Below are 17043 nucleotides of genomic sequence, written 5' to 3'. Positions count from 1 at the left end.
GAATTAATTTTCGGCTTGTTCTATTGCTTGATGAAGATTATCTGGCATTAAGTTAGCTTGTAGGAAAGCTGACTGGCTGGGTAAATCAATGGTAAGGCGAGAAATGATGCCGATTTGTAATGTGCCTTTTTTTAAGTAGTAATCAAGAACATGTCCACCACCTTGGCGTTGTTGATTAATATAATGTTCATGAAATCCTGCAACATTTATGCCTTGGGTAAATTGTGGTGATCGAAAACCTGCAATAGTTCCTGTTTCATTGTGAAAAGTGAAAATAGGCTGATTTTCGATAGCTTCTAACATTGGGCGGTAGGGAGGTTCTTGACGAGGAACTGTGCGTGTTTTAACTAATTCAAATTCGCCTTCAATTCTGATCGCACAAAATAGATTGTCGGAAGGAACATACTGATTAATTACATTGTGTATTTCTTTTTGCGATGCACCATAAGAAAAGTGATGTTCAATATCACAATTGAAAAATGTCATTACAGCAAAAGGAGATTTTTGAGAATTTAATGCCTTACGTGCGCTACCATCAGAGCGTAATTGAAAAACATTATTGTTGAATGCAACTAGCTCGCCATCAAGTTGTTCAAAAGTTCCTAAACCAAAATCACCATGCTTTAATAAATCAGCAATAGTGACATCACTATCATATATACCCGCAATTAAACTACTCATTAATGAATTTTGATAAATAGTACATTCGGGATGTTTAGTAATATAATTATTTAAGTTAGTTATTATTTCTTGTCCACATTGGCAATGATGATTTTTATTGTGTTTTATATCACTATTATCTCGCATGTTAGGTTGAAAATTAGTATTCATGGTAAAACTATTCCTTTATTTAATAAGTATCGATCATTAATCGAGCATCAAATTAAGTATTACTCCAATTAATAAGTATTTCAAATGTTTTAATTGTTATTGAATAGTGCGTGATAGTTGTGTATTTATAAATTAAATACAGATAATTGTTTTTTATTTAATTAATAAGATTTAGTGATTAAAATAATTTGATGTTTTATTTTATTCTTGAGAAGGGGGATGTATTATTAGTGATTACTTTATTAAAATGTAAATAATTAATATTTAATTTAGAAATAATCGTAATACATCAATTAATAAAATTAAAATAGATGGTTTTTTATCATCAATTAATCTTGGTATGTATCAAAATTTATTCCAGTCAGCGTGGGTAGATGTACCTATTACAGCTAAGGATAAATTAGTTGGTATAGATAAATATAAAAATTTATCAACGATATTTGAGCAGATATTAGTAATTCCAGACGATAGAGAAAAGAAAATCTCACTTAATAATGAGCATTGCTATCTTAATTATCAACTACGTAGATAAATATATGTTCAATATTGATAATGATTACTATCAAATGCCATTGAAATATGCTTGTACATTGATGAATAAAGCAAATGAATTAAATCCAGAGCTAATGGGGCGAAAGTTTACAATATGGGAAAATACACTGTCTAATTTATCTTCGTAAAATAATGAACTTAAATTGTTTTTATCTAAAATAAAAAAATACGCAAATAAATATTTTGAACAGGTTTATCGTAAAATAATACCTTTACATTGGATAAAGTAATAAGAATAAGTGTTTTTTTGAAAAATAAAAAATATATTTTATCTTGTTCATAGGTAATTAATAAAAAACCACGTATTTGAGTTTTTCTCAATTTACGTGGTTTGGCATTATGAAAGATAGAAGAACTTACACGTTAAATAAGAAGTTCATTACATCGCCGTCTTGAACGATATATTCTTTACCTTCTGCACGCATTTTACCAGCTTCTTTAGCGCCTTGTTCACCACCGTAAGTGATAAAATCGTTATAAGCGATAGTTTGAGCACGGATAAAACCTTTTTCAAAGTCAGTGTGGATTTTACCTGCGGCTTGTGGCGCTGTTGCACCTACAGGGATTGTCCATGCACGTACTTCTTTAACGCCAGCAGTGAAGTAAGTTTGTAAGTTCAATAATGAGTAACCCGCGCGAATAACACGGTTTAAGCCAGGCTCTTCAATGCCTAAATCTTGCATAAATTCTTCGCGTTCTGCATCTTCTAACTCAGCAATATCTGCTTCGATAGCGGCACAAACAGGAACAACCACAGAGCCTTCTGCTTCTGCGATTTTGCGAACAGTTTCAAGATATGGGTTGTTTTCAAAACCATCTTCATTAACGTTTGCAATATACATTGTTGGTTTTAACGTTAAGAAGCTTAAATAACGAATTGTTGCTTTTTCTTCTTCCGTTAAATCTAAAGCACGTAACATGCCAGCATTTTCTAAATGCGGTAAGCATTTTTCTAACACTTCCATTTCTGCTTTAGCAATTTTATCGCCACCTTTTGCTTTTTTCTGATTACGGTGCATTGCACGTTCACAGGTATCTAAGTCAGAAAGCGCTAATTCAGTATTAATAGTTTCGATATCTTCAGCAGGATCAACTTTACCCGCAACATGAATGATATTGTCATTTTCAAAACAACGAACTACATGACCAATCGCTTCAGTTTCACGGATATTCGTTAGGAATTGGTTACCTAAACCTTCACCTTTAGATGCGCCTTTTACTAAGCCTGCAATATCAACAAATTCCATTGTTGTCGGTAAAATACGCTGTGGCTTAACAATTTCAGCCAGTTTATCTAAGCGAGGATCAGGCATTGGAACAACACCTGTGTTTGGTTCGATAGTACAGAATGGGAAGTTGGCTGCCTCAATACCTGCCTTAGTTAAGGCATTAAACAGTGTAGATTTCCCTACGTTAGGCAGACCGACGATACCACATTTAAATCCCATAAACGTTCACCTTGTCACATAAAAACAACAGGAGGGAGTATTCCTGTTGTGTGCTGTTAAAAAAAATTTGGCGCTATTATAGAGCAAATCCCTGTTTGATTAAATCATCAGGAATTAATCGCACAAAAGAAGAGGGCATTTTACCCTCTGAATATTGAAATTACTTAATTTATCAATGCAATGATTATGCTTTAAAACTATGTAAGCGATTTATTGCTTTCTCATAACCATCACGCATTAAAATATCTGTGCACGAAAGGGCTTCATCGATAGCGTCATCAATTAATTTTTGTTCACTCATTGGTGGTTTGCCTAATACAAAGCCAACAACTTTATTTTTATCACCAGGGTGACCAATACCAATGCGTAAACGATAGAAATTTGGATTATTGCTAAATTTACTTTGAATATCTTTTAATCCGTTATGGCCACCATTACCACCACCTAATTTCATTTTGACAACACCGGGCGGTAAATCGAGTTCATCATGTGCAACTAAAATTTCATCAAGTTCAATGCGATAAAAGTTCGCCATTGCTTGTACCGCTTTACCACTTAAATTCATAAAAGTGGTCGGAACCAATAAGCGAACATCATTACCGTTTAAATTAATGCGTGCGGTGTAACCAAAGAATTTGCTCTCTTCTTTTAGAGATTGCTGATGACGTTGAGCCAATAAATCCACATACCAAGCACCCGCATTATGGCGAGTCTGGGCATAATCTGCACCGGGGTTTGCTAACCCGACGATAAGTTTAATTTTACTCACAATAGCCTTTCACTGTTATCGTCTTAAAAGAAAGCCCATAGTTTACCTGTCTAAGCACAGAAGCACAAAATAGATTGCATAGAATGTTTTTTAGAAATGCAGGGGCAAGGAAATACCCTTATTTTAATTTAACAAAAAGAGCGAAAACGATAAAAACAGTGTTATTTTCTACATTGAAAAGAAAAAAACACATTTTTTGTGAAGATTTGTCAATAAATATCAGAACGATGTGATCGCTTCGACAATACCTTTTTAGGATTTATGGCTATAATAACCACAATGAATAAAAGTTATTCGATGTATTTTGTTGTTGAATCGTCTGACGACGCGCTTGGAGGTGCAACATGAAATATAAACATGCATTTGCAGTTGGTAATTTATGTATGGCTACGGGGATGGTCGTGATGCTCGGTAGTCTTGGTTATACGCTTCTTAGTCATATATTCCCATTAGGATTGCCTGAATTTTTAGCAGATATCTCTTTAATGGGGATTTTTATTGGTGCTCTGGTTTGGCTAGCTGGTGCCCGTATCGGTGGTAGAGAAACAATAGCAGAAAGATATTGGTGGTTACGTAATCATGATGAGCGTTATCGTCGCCATGATAATCACCGTTATCCATAATATTGTTAATGCAATTAATATCAGAATAGATAAAAAATAATAACTAAGTTTAAGATAAACTGGTATTAAGTGAATAACCGCTATCATTATGAATGTAATACACACCAATAGACCCGTTGATATTATGGCGGGTTTTTTTATTGCCTAAACTACCTTGTTTTTGGAAAACATTAACAAAAAACCCGCTATAACAAACGCTATAGCGGGTTTAGTTATCTCAAATTGCAATGAATGTTATAACAAATTAATGTTCAAACATCGCAGAGATTGACTCTTCATTGCTAATACGGCGAATTGCTTCTGCCAGCATGCCTGAAAGAGTCAATGAACGGACTTTATTTAATGCTTTGATTTCTGCTGACAATGGAATTGTATCGCAGACAACCACTTCATCAATAACAGAGCTTTTGATGTTCTCAACAGCATTACCAGAAAAGATTGGGTGAGTTGCGTAAGCAAATACGCGTTTAGCACCACGTTCTTTCAACGCTTCAGCTGCTTTACACAATGTACCACCTGTGTCGATCATATCGTCAACAAGGATACAGTCGCGGTTAGCAACATCACCGATAATATGCATAACTTGAGAAACGTTAGCACGAGGGCGACGTTTATCAATGATAGCCATATCAGTGTCGTTTAGCAGTTTAGCGATAGCACGAGCGCGAACAACACCGCCAATATCTGGAGAAACAACAATAGGGTTGTCCAAATCTTTTTGAAGCATATCTTCTAAAAGAATTGGGCTGCCGAAGACATTGTCAACCGGTACATCAAAGAACCCTTGGATTTGTTCTGCGTGTAAGTCACAGGTTAAAACACGGTCTACGCCTACACTAGATAAGAAATCCGCAACAACTTTTGCCGTAATAGGAACACGGGCTGAACGAACACGGCGATCCTGACGGGCATAACCGAAGTAAGGAATAACAGCAGTGATACGACCAGCGGAAGCTCGACGTAATGCGTCAACCATGACCACTAATTCCATTAAATTATCATTAGTAGGTGCACAGGTTGATTGAATGATAAATACATCACCACCACGTACGTTTTCGTTGATTTGCACACTGACTTCACCGTCGCTAAAACGACCTACAGCCGCGTCTCCTAGGCTAGTGTAGAGTCGGTTGGCAACACGTTGAGCCAGTTCCGGGGTTGCGTTACCAGCAAAAAGCTTCATATCGGGCACGAGAAAAACCTCAGGCTTGCGTCCAGAGAGAGATATTGTTGACCTGTAAAGAACGTGTTTATGAACATAGGGTTTGTAAACATCATCTTACGGGTGCAATAACACAGGTATCCTTGAGCGGAATAAATGCAGAGGAGAAATGTTGACGCCTTGCGCTACAAACCCATGCACCCACTCAGGGGCGTTAATTAACACTTCACTAGCGGCAACTTGTGATCCGAACTCACCGAACACACAGGCACCTGTCCCAGTTAAGCGTGACGGTGCATATTCTAACAGCCACGAAAGCAGATATTCAACCTCACGAAAACGTTTTCTTGCGATCATTTCACAGTCATTTTCGAACGGAGCCTTTAATAATGCGCCAAGAGAGCGAATAGGAGAATTACGTTTTAATTCTGGATCTGTGAAGATTGTCGGGGTTGGAATGGAAATTCCGGGGTGTGCGACCAAATACCATTGCTCTTTTGGCTCCGCTGGGGTCAAAATTTCACCAACGCCTTCGGCAAACGCAGCATGACCTTTTACAAAAACAGGAACATCAGCCCCTAAATTTACCCCTAATTCGGCTAATGTTTCATCACTTAAACCCGCTTGCCAGTGGTAATTAAGTGCAATTAATGTGGTTGCGGCGTTAGATGAACCTCCACCTAAGCCACCTCCCATAGGAAGTTTTTTATCAATACTGATATCTGCACCGTGATACTTCAAAGGAATATGATGTTGTTGGCAATAATCACGCAGTAGTTTAGCAGCTTTAATAATTAAATTATCTTTATCTTCTACGCCATCAATTGGCGTTAAGATAGTTAACTGGGTATCATCACGAGGAGTAATCGTTAATGTATCGCCATAATCTAAAAACTGGAATAACGTTTGTAGATTATGATAACCATCCGAACGTTTCCCTGTGATATAGAGAAAAAGGTTTAATTTGGCAGGAGAAGGCCAACTTAGTGTCATTGCTGTATATCCCAGTTATCCATTTTTAATTTGATAATGCGTTCGCCTTGTTTTAACTCAAGACGTTGTGGCAGGTTAGGGGTAATGCTTGAATCATAAGCTTGGTAAGTCACAAGCCAATCACCTTCGGCGGCGGGTAATGTGACAGATTTTAATAAGTGATTTGCATCTAACTCAAAATTAGTTGCATCACCGGGTAAACCAACAAGCCAAGCACGTAGATTTTTCAGTGGAATAACCATGCCAGTAAGTTGATAAATCATCTCCGCTGGGTTATCGCTATAATACTTTTTACCTTTATTGTCAGTAACTTCAATGACACCTGGCATGACATTTAAATCGAGTTCTGTTGTGCCTAAAGGATTGGTAAGCAATAAGCGATAACGCTCATCTGCTTTGTCTTGCCAATAGAATCGGGCATAGGTTTTGTTTGTATCTTCGATATAAGCAAAAGCACCTCGAGTTTCATATTGTGAAATTTTCTTTAATGCTTGTTGGCGAGCTTGCCATTGCACATCGTTATCAGACGCAGAGCCTTGTGTCTTTATCTGATTTAGATTACAGGCACTCAGCAACAACGCCGTAAGCGGGATGATACGCAGGAGTTGTTTGGTTGAAAAAAAGCGTGAACGCATAGCTGAGACATTCCTTTAATTCGTTATTAGTTAAAAAAAAGAGTATCATAAACCTTATGATATAACGATATTTCGTTAAATTGTGTATAGAAATCTCCTATCACTCAAGTAAGCTCTTTTATTGAATCTGTTCATCAAGTAGAATGGCGGAAATGAAGAGTCCATACTAAATGCGCTGTTTTAGGTTTACACTAAGTCAAGTCGCGAGGCGGTATTTATTCATAACTCGATATAGTTGATATGACGTTATTAGCATTAGGTATTAATCATAAAACAGCCCCCGTTGCTTTACGTGAGAAAGTTTCTTTTTCTCCCGATACCATGGGTGATGCCTTAAATAACCTTTTACAGCAACCTGCTGTCAGAGGTGGTGTTGTGCTGTCCACTTGTAACCGTACTGAGCTTTATTTAAGTATGGAAGACAAAGAAAATAGCCATGAACAGCTTATTCGCTGGTTATGTCAATATCACCAAATAGAGCCAAGTGAGCTGAAAAATAGTGTTTATTGGCATCAAGATAATCAAGCTGTCAGCCACCTAATGCGAGTGGCAAGTGGTTTAGATTCTCTTGTATTAGGTGAACCTCAAATTTTAGGGCAAGTTAAAAAAGCCTTTGCCGATTCCCAAAATTATGACTCGCTCTCTTCAGAGCTGGAACGTTTGTTTCAGAAGTCTTTTTCAGTTGCGAAAAGAGTGAGAACAGAGACACAAATCGGTGCCAATGCCGTTTCTGTTGCTTTTGCCGCTTGTACTTTAGCGCGTCAAATCTTCGAATCGTTATCCTCTTTGACTATTTTATTGGTCGGCGCGGGCGAAACTATAGAATTAGTCGCTCGTCATCTTCGTGAGCATCAAGTTGAAAAAATCATTATTGCTAACCGAACTAAAGAGCGTGCTCAGCGTTTAGCCAATGAAGTCGATGCGGATGTTATTACATTATCAGAGATTGATGAATGTCTATCACAAGCTGATATTGTTATTAGTTCTACTGCAAGTCCTTTGCCTATTATTGGTAAAGGGATGGTTGAAAGGGCGCTTAAAAAACGTCGCAATCAACCTATGTTGCTGGTGGATATTGCGGTTCCACGAGATATTGAGCAAGATGTTGAAAAACTCAATAATGTCTACCTTTATAGTGTCGATGATTTAGAAGCGATTATTCAACATAACCGCGAACAACGCCAAGCGGCTGCTATTCAAGCCGAACATATTGTTCAACAAGAAAGTGGACAATTTATGGATTGGCTACGAGCGCAAGGTGCCGTGGGTGCGATTCGAGAATATCGAGATAGCGCTGAAATGTTACGTGCAGAAATGACAGAAAAAGCCATCACATTGATACAAAATGGAGCAGATGCAGAAAAAGTTATTCAGCAACTCTCACATCAATTGATGAATCGTCTAATTCACACACCAACGAAATCTCTTCAACAGGCTGCCAGTGATGGTGATATTGAACGCCTGAATCTATTACGTGAAAGTTTGGGTATTACCCATAATTAACTTTGTCTAACAGGATCTTAATCTACGAATGAAGCCTTCTATTGTCGCTAAGTTGGAAGCTCTACAAGAGCGTTATGAAGAAATTCAGGCACTTCTGTCAGAAGCCGATGTGATTGCCTCTCAGGAGCGTTTTCGTGCGCTTTCAAAAGAATACTCTCAATTAACCGACGTCACGGCTTGTTTTAGTCAATGGCGGAAAGTGCAAGACGACATCGAAGCAGCAGAAATGATGCTTGATGATCCTGAAATGAAAGAGATGGCGCAAGAAGAGCTGAAAGAAGCGCAAGCACTAAACGATGATTTAGAGCAACAGTTACAAGTGCTGTTATTGCCTAAAGATCCTGATGATGAATTTAACTGTTTCCTTGAAATTCGAGCAGGAACAGGAGGGGATGAAGCCGCATTATTTGCGGGTGATTTATTCCGTATGTATAGCCGTTATGCAGAATCACGTCGCTGGCGTATTGAAGTCATGAATGCTAACGAAGGTGAGCATGGTGGCTATAAAGAAGTCATTGCAAAAGTAGTGGGTGATGGCGCTTATGGGGTATTGAAATTTGAATCAGGCGGTCACCGTGTTCAACGTGTACCAGAAACCGAATCTCAAGGTCGTATTCATACCTCGGCTTGTACGGTTGCAGTATTAGCTGAAGTGCCAGAAGCTGAATTACCTGATATTAGTCCAAGCGATTTGCGTATTGATACATTCCGTTCGTCAGGTGCGGGTGGTCAGCACGTTAACACCACTGATTCTGCAATTCGTATCACGCATATTCCAACGGGTATTGTGGTGGAATGTCAGGATGAGCGTTCACAGCACAAAAACAAAGCCAAAGCGATGTCTGTATTAGGTGCGCGTATTCGTGCTGCTGAAATGCAAAAACGTCAAGAAGCAGAAGCGTCTGAACGTCGTAACTTATTAGGCTCTGGTGATCGTTCTGACCGTATTAGAACGTATAACTTCCCACAAGGGCGAGTTACAGATCACCGTATCAACCTCACATTTTATCGTTTAGATGAAGTGATGGAAGGAAAATTAGATCCTCTAATTCAGCCTATTGTCACTGAGTATCAAGCGGACCAACTTTCTGCACTTTCTGAGTTAAATTAATGAATTATGAACAATGGCTGCGTCAAGCAGCCTTGCAATTAATTGAAAGTGACAGCCCTAAACGTGATGCTGAAATTCTACTTGGGCACGTAACACAACGTGCTCGAACGTACTTAATGGCTTTTAATGAAACGTTGCTTTCACAAGATGAATTAACACAATTATCGCAACTACTTACTCGACGTATTAAAGGTGAACCTATCGCTTATTTAGTAGGCGAAAGAGAATTTTGGTCACTGCCTTTAAAAGTCTCACCTGCAACATTAATTCCTCGACCTGATACCGAATGTCTTGTTGAACAAGCGTTAGAAAAACTGCCAACAGTGCCAACAACTATTCTTGATTTAGGAACGGGAACGGGGGCTATTGCACTTGCTATGGCATCAGAGCGCCCTGATTGCCATATTATTGGTGTGGATTTTCAAGCCGAAGCCGTGGCGTTAGCGCAAGAGAATGCGACCCGCTTAGCATTAAACAACACAGAATTTATGGAAAGTTGCTGGTTTAGTTCACTCTCTGGGTATCAATTTGGTATGATAATTAGTAATCCTCCTTACATAGATGAAAATGATGAGCATATTCATCAGGGGGATGTTCGTTTTGAACCTTTAACCGCGTTAGTCGCTGGTAATAACGGTTTTGCTGATATCGAAATTATCATCGAAACCGCCCGTCAGTTTTTAACTGATAATGGCTGGGTATTACTGGAACACGGTTGGCAGCAAGGTGAGGGTGTTCGCAAAATTTTTACTGATAAGGGTTACTGCTGTGTGGAAACTTTCCGTGATTATGGCGGTAATGAGCGAGTGACAGTAGGTCGTTGGAATTATGATAGAAACCATAGCTGATTACGAATTTAATAAAGCCCCTTTAGTGAAGGGCATGATCCTTATCTCTCAGGCTATTCGACCTGATTTTCCGACCACTTCTGTTGGTTATCAACTAGCACAACTTGTTGAGCAAGCAGAAGCTGAAATTCCTAAGCAAGGAAACATCAAAGAACAAATAGAAGCATTACTAAAACTGTTTTATAAGCAGTGGCACTTTAGTGGTGCAAGTGGTAAATATTGTCTTTCCGATACTTTATGGTTAGATAAAGTATTAGCGACACATGTGGGTTCTCCTGTTTCACTAGGTTCGATTCTTATTTATATCGCACAAGCGTTAAACCTGCCGTTAGCTCCTGTTATTTTTCCTACACAACTTATCATCAGAATAGATATTCCCAATGAAAAAACGTTATTTTTAAACCCAATAAATGGCGAATATCTATCACAACATACCTTAGAAGTTTGGTTAAAAGGGAATGTAGGAAATAATTCGGTGTTACTAGAGGCCGATTTAGAAGAATCAGAATACAGCTCCATTATTCGCAAGCTGCTAGATACCTTGAAAGTGTCTTTAATGGAAGAAAAGAATATGGAACAAGCGTTAAAAGCCAGTGAAACGGTATTAATGTTTGATCCTGAAGATCCCTATGAGATACGTGATCGTGGACTGATTTTTGCTCAGTTAGAGTGTCATCATGTGGCCATTTCCGACTTAAACTATTTTGTTGAGCAATGTCCCGAAGATCCAATTTCAGAAATGATCAAAATTCAAATTCATTCGATAGAGCAAAATCCAGTTGTTCTACATTAAAAGTTTACGCAACGTACTTGATTAACACAGTACATTACAAACAGTATAGGGATAAATATGCAACATAAAGTGGTGAATATTGGTGATATCAAGGTAGCAAACGACCTACCATTTGTGCTTTTTGGTGGCATGAATGTATTAGAATCGCGCGATTTAGCCATGCGTATTTGTGAGCACTACGTCACTGTGACTCAAAAGCTGAATATTCCTTATGTATTCAAAGCTTCTTTTGATAAAGCAAACCGTTCTTCTATCCACTCTTATCGTGGTCCAGGTTTAGAAGAAGGAATGAAGATTTTCCAAGAGTTAAAAGAGACTTTTGGTGTCAAAATTATTACGGATGTTCATGAATCAGCGCAAGCTCAACCTGTATCAGAAGTCGTTGACGTTATTCAGTTACCTGCATTTTTAGCGCGTCAAACCGATCTTGTTGAAGCAATGGCAAAAACAGGTGCTGTGATTAACGTAAAAAAACCTCAGTTTGTTAGCCCAGGCCAAATGGGAAATATCGTCGATAAGTTTAAAGAAGGCGGTAACGACCAAGTTATTTTATGTGATCGTGGTAGTAACTTTGGCTATGATAACTTGGTTGTAGATATGTTAGGTTTTCATGTCATGATGCAAGCTTCTCAGGGCGCACCTGTTATTTTTGACGTAACGCATTCATTACAATGTCGTGACCCATTTGGTGCTGCATCGGGTGGCCGTCGTGCGCAAGTCGCTGAATTAGCACGCGCAGGTATGGCGGTAGGTCTTGCAGGATTATTTCTTGAAGCTCACCCAGATCCAGATAATGCACGTTGCGACGGCCCATCTGCTTTACCATTAGCAAAATTAGAGCCATTCTTAGCGCAAATTAAAGCCATTGATGACTTAGTAAAAAATTTCCCTGAGTTAGATACCAGCAAATAAAATTGTTATGCAACTGCATACGGTAGTGAATATGTTCGGCGCTGATCTTCAGCGCCGTTATCACGAAAAGATCCATAAAATCACCCTCCATGGCGGTTTCAACTGTCCTAATCGAGATGGCACATTAGGACGAGGTGGCTGTACTTTCTGTAATGTCTCTTCTTTTGCTGATGAACAAACGCAATATCATTCGATAGAAGAACAAATAGCGTTACAAGCCAAAAATATTAACCGAGCACATCGTTACCTAGCTTATTTCCAAGCTTATACCAGCACTTATGCCGAAGTAGAATACTTACGTACTTTATATGAAACCGCGCTATTACAAGCTGATATAGTAGGGTTATGTGTAGGAACTCGGCCAGATTGTGTTCCTGTTAGTGTATTGGATTTATTGCAAGGTTATCGCGATCAAGGTTATGAAGTGTGGTTAGAGCTGGGTTTACAAACAGCTCATGATAAAACATTGAAACACATTAATCGTGGGCATGATTTTCAGTGTTATCAAGCGACAACGCGAGAGGCTCGTCGTCGTGGTTTAAAAGTGTGTACGCACCTTATTGTCGGGTTACCACGAGAAGATCATCTGCTTAATATGCAGACATTAGAACGAGTGGTTGAAACGGGTACTGACGGGCTTAAATTACATCCTTTGCATATTGTTGAAGGTAGTACGATAGCTAAGGCATGGAAAGCAGGGCGTATTAATGCATTGACGCAAGAACAATATGTTTATACAGCGGGTGAGATGATCCGCCATACTCCCTGTGAAATTATCTATCACCGCGTTTGTGCCAGCGCGAGAAAACCGACCTTACTTGCCCCTGAATGGTGTGAAAATCACTGGCTGGGTATGAATGCGCTTTATCAAGATTTATTAAAAAAAGGTGTGCAAGGAAGTGGGATTGGTAATGGGTTTATTCCTTATTAAGTAAATTATTTCTTATATTAAGAATAAATGTTGAAACTAATAATTTCTCAAATTAAATCTTATAATTAATCATAATAAAAAACGCCTTTAATCTTTATTTAATATTAATTAAAGGCGTTGGTTTTTTATCTGAAAAATTTAAATAACTACTGAATTAATTCCAAATCATCCAGTGCTTTTTGTAATGAAGGATAAAAATTAAGTTCTCCTTCAATAGGCGTGACCCTTGCTCTTGCCAACGTTTTTAAAGGTTGGAAGGGAATATCACACACAATCACATGAGTATCATGTTTGACATCAGTTACGAAATGTTGGAAGGCATGTAAGCCCCCTGCATCTAAGACTGGCACAGCATCCCATTGCATAATAACGGTTTTATAACCTTTGCTACGCTCACGTAATTCATTAAAAATACGCTCAGCAGCTGCAAAGAATAGCGGGCCATTAACACGCACAACTAATAATTGTTTATCATCATCGGTATAAGGAGATTCAGTTATTTTGGTCATATTGGCAATACGACGCATAAATAACAGTGAAGCTAATACAATACCGATAGTAATGGCAATGACCATATCAAAGAGAACGGTGAGTGATAAACATAATACTAAGACAATAATATCATCTTTAGGAGCGTGACGAATGAGATCAATAACTTTACGCGCTTCACTCATATTCCATGCAACAATTAACAGTAGTGCTGACATTGCGGCTAAAGGTAAATATGAAAGAAATGGGGCTAATACCAGTAAAGTTAATAACACTAACAATGAGTGAACAATCGCTGAAACTGGTGATGTTGCACCTGCGCGGACGTTAGCTGCTGAACGTGCAATCGCTGCAGTTGCTGTTATACCACCAAAGAAAGGGGCGACAATATTACCGACACCTTGTCCTAGTAATTCACCATTAGAGTGGTGCTTTTTACCTGTCATGCCATCAAGCACAACGGCACACAGTAACGATTCGATTGCACCTAACATTGCCATTGAAAAAGCCGCCGGTAACAAAGCAGAAACTGTACTCCAATTTAATTCAAGAGATGCCCCAGTGCTTGGTAAATTCCAAGGTAAAACAAACTGAGGCAGTATCGGTGGAATACCTTGTCCAGTTGATCCATCTGGAAGTAGATAACTAAACTGCGAGCCAATCGTTGCAACTTCATGGCCGAACATATTCACAATACCCATTACTGCAGTACCCGCGATTAAAGCGGGTAAATGCCCTGGTAAGCGTAAATTTAATTTTGGCCAGTAGATTAAAACAAACAGTGTTGTTAAGCCGATAAGCGTATCACCAAGGTGAATGGTAGGTAATGCAGAACCTAAGGCAATAATTTTATCGATATAAGTTTCTGGTACATGCGCCATCTCAAGACCAAAAAAGTCTTTTATTTGCATGGTCGCAATGGTGATAGCAATCCCTGAGGTAAATCCCAGTGTTACAGAAACAGGAATATACTCAATGAGTTTACCAAAGCGGGCTAATCCCATAACAACTAAAATAACGCCAGACATTAATGTGGCAATCAATAAACCACTTAAACCAAATTGCTGAGATACCGGATAAAGTATTACAACGAAAGCTGCTGTGGGGCCTGAAACACTGTAGCGAGAGCCACCAGAAACAGCAATGACTATACCGGCAATAGCTGCGGTATAAAGACCGTATTGCGGAGGAACACCGCTACCAATTGCCAGTGCCATGGCTAATGGTATCGCGATAATTCCGACGGTGATCCCTGCAATAATATCTTTTAATAAACGTGCAAAAGAGTAAGGCTCTTTTACACATGCATCAATAAATGCACTAAAGGGGCGAACCCGGTTAACTTTATGAGTTTTCATTTAGGCTTAAACCAAAATAAGAAGTCAGATGCCGAATAACGGCGATAAGGAAAAGAGAGGATATCGCTTTTATTCGCTGATAATAATGTGATACATCAAATTATTAATGTATATCTTAAAGCTTAGTGAAAATTAAATCAATTAAACTAATAAGTTAACGTAAAGAGATAATACAATGTATCTTATTGTATTTATTCTGTTGCTTGCTTGAAAATAAAGTTTAAATTTATTTTAAAATTATAAAAAGCGTTTTATTTTAGAATAAATGTCATTTATAGAGAGATAATAAAAGTCGTTTTCTGTCATAAAAATACGAATAGAGTTAAATAGCAACTAGATAAGCTATTTTTGATCATTAAAAATTAATTATTAGAGATTGTTAACTGATAAAAAATTATTAAATAAAACGATTAAGCCAAAATAAAATAAGTGGGTGTTGTATACTAAAGAAATAGTATCGAAAAATGAGTTTAAATGGGCTATAGATGGAAGCGAGAAAAAATAACTAGAATGAAAGTTGATATTTTTTCTACAAAAAAATAGAGCCTAATTAAAAAACTAGGCTCTATCTTAGAATATGGCGGTGAGAGAGGGATTCGAACCCTCGATACGTTGCCGTATACACACTTTCCAGGCGTGCTCCTTCAGCCTCTCGGACATCTCACCGTATTGTTGTTGGATATGTACTTAACATCTCTCAACGGGGCGCTACTATAGGGAAAAGGAGCATAAGCGTCAACAGCTAAATGCATTTTTCTTTTAACTTTTGTATCAAGCAGTCAAATAAAAAACAATATGCACAAATGCTAGACAAATTATGTAGTAAACCAATTCACGCAATAGGTTAGCGTATTGAAAAAAGAATTGAGATTTTCGTTAACTGGTTAACATTCTCAACATTTTTATTAACAACTTATTCAAAGAGACTTGAAATCAGAACGTAACCCTCGCACCCTATGATAAAAATGCTGGAGGAAGGCACAATGAATATTATTTATTATCATCCTTTTTTTGACGCAGAGACATGGATCAACGGTATGAAGGCGCGTTTGCCGAATGCCAATATACGCATTTGGGAACCAGGCGATAATCAACCTGCTGATTATGCTATGGTTTGGCTTCCTCCTTATGAAATGCTTGCAAGTCGCAATCACCTTAAAGGTATTTTTGCATTAGGAGCGGGTGTTGATGCTATTTTAAAACAAGAACAACAAAAGCCTGGCACATTACCAACAGGTGTTCCTGTTATGCGTTTGGAAGACACCGGAATGGGGCTTCAAATGCAAGAATATGCGATTGCGAAAGTAATGTATTATTTTCGTCGTATGGATGATTATAAACGCCAACAATCACAACGTTTATGGAAACAGCTTCCTTCTCACTCTTATGATGATTTTGTGATTGGTGTTTTAGGTGCTGGTGCTTTAGGCGGGAGTGTCGCGACTAAACTCGCTGAACTAGGTTTTAAAGTGCGTTGCTGGAGCCGTAGTGAAAAGCAAATTAAGAATGTTGAAAGTTTTTATGGTAAAGAGCAACTTAATGACTTCCTTAAAGAGAGTAATTTACTGATTAACTTATTACCTTATACACCGGAAACTCATGGTATTTTAAATTTTTCTCTTTTTGAACAACTTAAACCTTCATCCTATTTAATTAACCTTGCTCGTGGTGCACATTTAGTTGATCAAGATTTATTAGAAGCGATAGACCAAGGATACATTGCTGATGCAACTCTTGATGTTTTTGCTCAAGAGCCTTTAGCAGGTATGCATCCATTCTGGACTCATCCTCGAGTTTCTATTACACCACATATCGCGGCCTTTACCATTCCAAATATTGCAATGGATACTATAGTTGAAAATATTCAACGAATTGAAAAAGGAGAGACTCCTTTTGGTGTGGTTGATATGGATAGTGGCTATTAAGTTTCTTTCTCTTATATTTTGATTTTAGAAAGTGGGCGATAAAATTTATATTTATCGCCTATTTTTATCTCTAATTATTAAATAATATTACATTTTTAGTGTGTTATATAAATCCATAAAATTTTAATTGTAAAAAAAGATATATATTAATTATTATCAA

At 38.0% G+C, this 17043-nt stretch carries 16 protein-coding genes and 1 tRNA gene; 9 read left to right on the top strand and 8 right to left on the bottom strand.

Annotated elements, in window-relative coordinates:
• Positions 1 to 3 precede the first annotated feature (3 nt).
• The gene (gene budA, locus GWI68_RS08520; RefSeq protein ID WP_166540001.1) at positions 4 to 831 is read right to left on the bottom strand and encodes an acetolactate decarboxylase; all 828 of its coding nucleotides are present in this window, start codon (positions 829 to 831) and stop codon (positions 4 to 6) included.
• 494 nt (positions 832 to 1325) lie between these two features.
• Between budA and GWI68_RS08515 the strand changes: the two genes are divergently transcribed.
• A complete protein-coding gene (locus GWI68_RS08515; protein ID WP_166540000.1) occupies positions 1326 to 1511 on the top strand; it encodes a hypothetical protein in 186 nt (61 codons plus the stop codon).
• 228 nt (positions 1512 to 1739) lie between these two features.
• Here the strand turns inward: GWI68_RS08515 and ychF are convergent, their stop codons facing one another.
• Positions 1740 to 2831: a redox-regulated ATPase YchF gene (ychF, locus tag GWI68_RS08510; RefSeq protein ID WP_072064039.1), complete on the bottom strand. Its 1092-nt coding sequence runs from the start codon at positions 2829 to 2831 to the stop codon at positions 1740 to 1742.
• 184 nt (positions 2832 to 3015) lie between these two features.
• Complete coding sequence (gene pth / locus GWI68_RS08505; RefSeq protein WP_072068240.1) at positions 3016 to 3600, bottom strand: aminoacyl-tRNA hydrolase; 585 nt, start codon at positions 3598 to 3600, stop codon at positions 3016 to 3018.
• A 344-nt stretch (positions 3601 to 3944) separates the two neighbouring features.
• On the opposite strand from pth, the gene ychH reads away from it, so the two are divergent.
• Complete coding sequence (gene ychH, locus GWI68_RS08500; protein ID WP_072068239.1) at positions 3945 to 4223, top strand: stress-induced protein YchH; 279 nt, start codon at positions 3945 to 3947, stop codon at positions 4221 to 4223.
• 244 nt (positions 4224 to 4467) lie between these two features.
• Here the strand turns inward: ychH and prs are convergent, their stop codons facing one another.
• The 3 genes from prs to lolB all read right to left on the bottom strand — a co-directional run bounded on the left by prs (position 4468) and on the right by lolB (position 7013).
• On the bottom strand, positions 4468 to 5415 hold the full coding sequence (prs, locus tag GWI68_RS08495) for a ribose-phosphate diphosphokinase (RefSeq protein ID WP_036912921.1): 948 nt from the start codon (positions 5413 to 5415) through the stop codon (positions 4468 to 4470).
• Positions 5416 to 5502: 87 nt separating this feature from the next.
• Positions 5503 to 6378, bottom strand: a complete 876-nt coding sequence (gene ispE / locus GWI68_RS08490) for a 4-(cytidine 5'-diphospho)-2-C-methyl-D-erythritol kinase (RefSeq protein ID WP_166539999.1) — start codon at positions 6376 to 6378, stop codon at positions 5503 to 5505.
• Entirely contained in the window at positions 6375 to 7013 is a 639-nt protein-coding gene (gene lolB / locus GWI68_RS08485) for a lipoprotein insertase outer membrane protein LolB (protein ID WP_166539998.1), read from the bottom strand. Before lolB ends, ispE begins: the two co-directional genes overlap by 4 nt.
• Before the next feature lie 240 nt (positions 7014 to 7253).
• On the opposite strand from lolB, the gene hemA reads away from it, so the two are divergent.
• Genes hemA through GWI68_RS08455 form a run of 6 tightly spaced genes read left to right on the top strand, consistent with a single transcriptional unit; the run spans position 7254 to position 13111 of the window.
• A complete protein-coding gene (gene hemA, locus GWI68_RS08480; RefSeq protein ID WP_166539997.1) occupies positions 7254 to 8516 on the top strand; it encodes a glutamyl-tRNA reductase in 1263 nt (420 codons plus the stop codon).
• A 28-nt stretch (positions 8517 to 8544) separates the two neighbouring features.
• On the top strand, positions 8545 to 9627 hold the full coding sequence (gene prfA, locus GWI68_RS08475) for a peptide chain release factor 1 (RefSeq protein WP_072064034.1): 1083 nt from the start codon (positions 8545 to 8547) through the stop codon (positions 9625 to 9627).
• Complete coding sequence (gene prmC, locus GWI68_RS08470; RefSeq protein ID WP_166539996.1) at positions 9627 to 10475, top strand: peptide chain release factor N(5)-glutamine methyltransferase; 849 nt, start codon at positions 9627 to 9629, stop codon at positions 10473 to 10475. Before prfA ends, prmC begins: the two co-directional genes overlap by 1 nt.
• The gene (gene sirB1 / locus GWI68_RS08465) at positions 10459 to 11268 is read left to right on the top strand and encodes an invasion regulator SirB1 (protein ID WP_166540030.1); all 810 of its coding nucleotides are present in this window, start codon (positions 10459 to 10461) and stop codon (positions 11266 to 11268) included. Before prmC ends, sirB1 begins: the two co-directional genes overlap by 17 nt.
• 57 nt (positions 11269 to 11325) lie before the next feature.
• Positions 11326 to 12180: a 3-deoxy-8-phosphooctulonate synthase gene (gene kdsA / locus GWI68_RS08460; RefSeq protein ID WP_166539995.1), complete on the top strand. Its 855-nt coding sequence runs from the start codon at positions 11326 to 11328 to the stop codon at positions 12178 to 12180.
• Positions 12181 to 12187: 7 nt separating this feature from the next.
• Positions 12188 to 13111 carry a TIGR01212 family radical SAM protein gene (locus tag GWI68_RS08455; RefSeq protein WP_166539994.1) on the top strand — a complete coding sequence of 308 codons (924 nt, stop codon included), beginning with the start codon at positions 12188 to 12190 and terminating at the stop codon, positions 13109 to 13111.
• A 146-nt stretch (positions 13112 to 13257) separates the two neighbouring features.
• Here GWI68_RS08455 and dauA read toward each other — a convergent pair whose 3' ends face one another.
• Positions 13258 to 14958, bottom strand: a complete 1701-nt coding sequence (gene dauA, locus GWI68_RS08450) for a C4-dicarboxylic acid transporter DauA (RefSeq protein ID WP_072068232.1) — start codon at positions 14956 to 14958, stop codon at positions 13258 to 13260.
• A gap of 578 nt (positions 14959 to 15536) precedes the next feature.
• Positions 15537 to 15624, bottom strand: a tRNA-Ser gene (locus tag GWI68_RS08445).
• A gap of 317 nt (positions 15625 to 15941) precedes the next feature.
• Between GWI68_RS08445 and ghrA the strand changes: the two genes are divergently transcribed.
• The gene (ghrA, locus tag GWI68_RS08440; RefSeq protein WP_166539993.1) at positions 15942 to 16883 is read left to right on the top strand and encodes a glyoxylate/hydroxypyruvate reductase GhrA; all 942 of its coding nucleotides are present in this window, start codon (positions 15942 to 15944) and stop codon (positions 16881 to 16883) included.
• The last annotated feature ends 160 nt before the right edge of the window (positions 16884 to 17043 follow it).

The organism is Proteus sp. G2669, assembly GCF_009915245.1.
In the GTDB taxonomy this organism is placed as follows: Bacteria; Pseudomonadota; Gammaproteobacteria; order Enterobacterales; family Enterobacteriaceae; genus Proteus.
The sequence above is the reverse complement of the archived record's forward strand: the minus strand, read 5'-3'. Positions and strand labels throughout refer to the sequence as shown.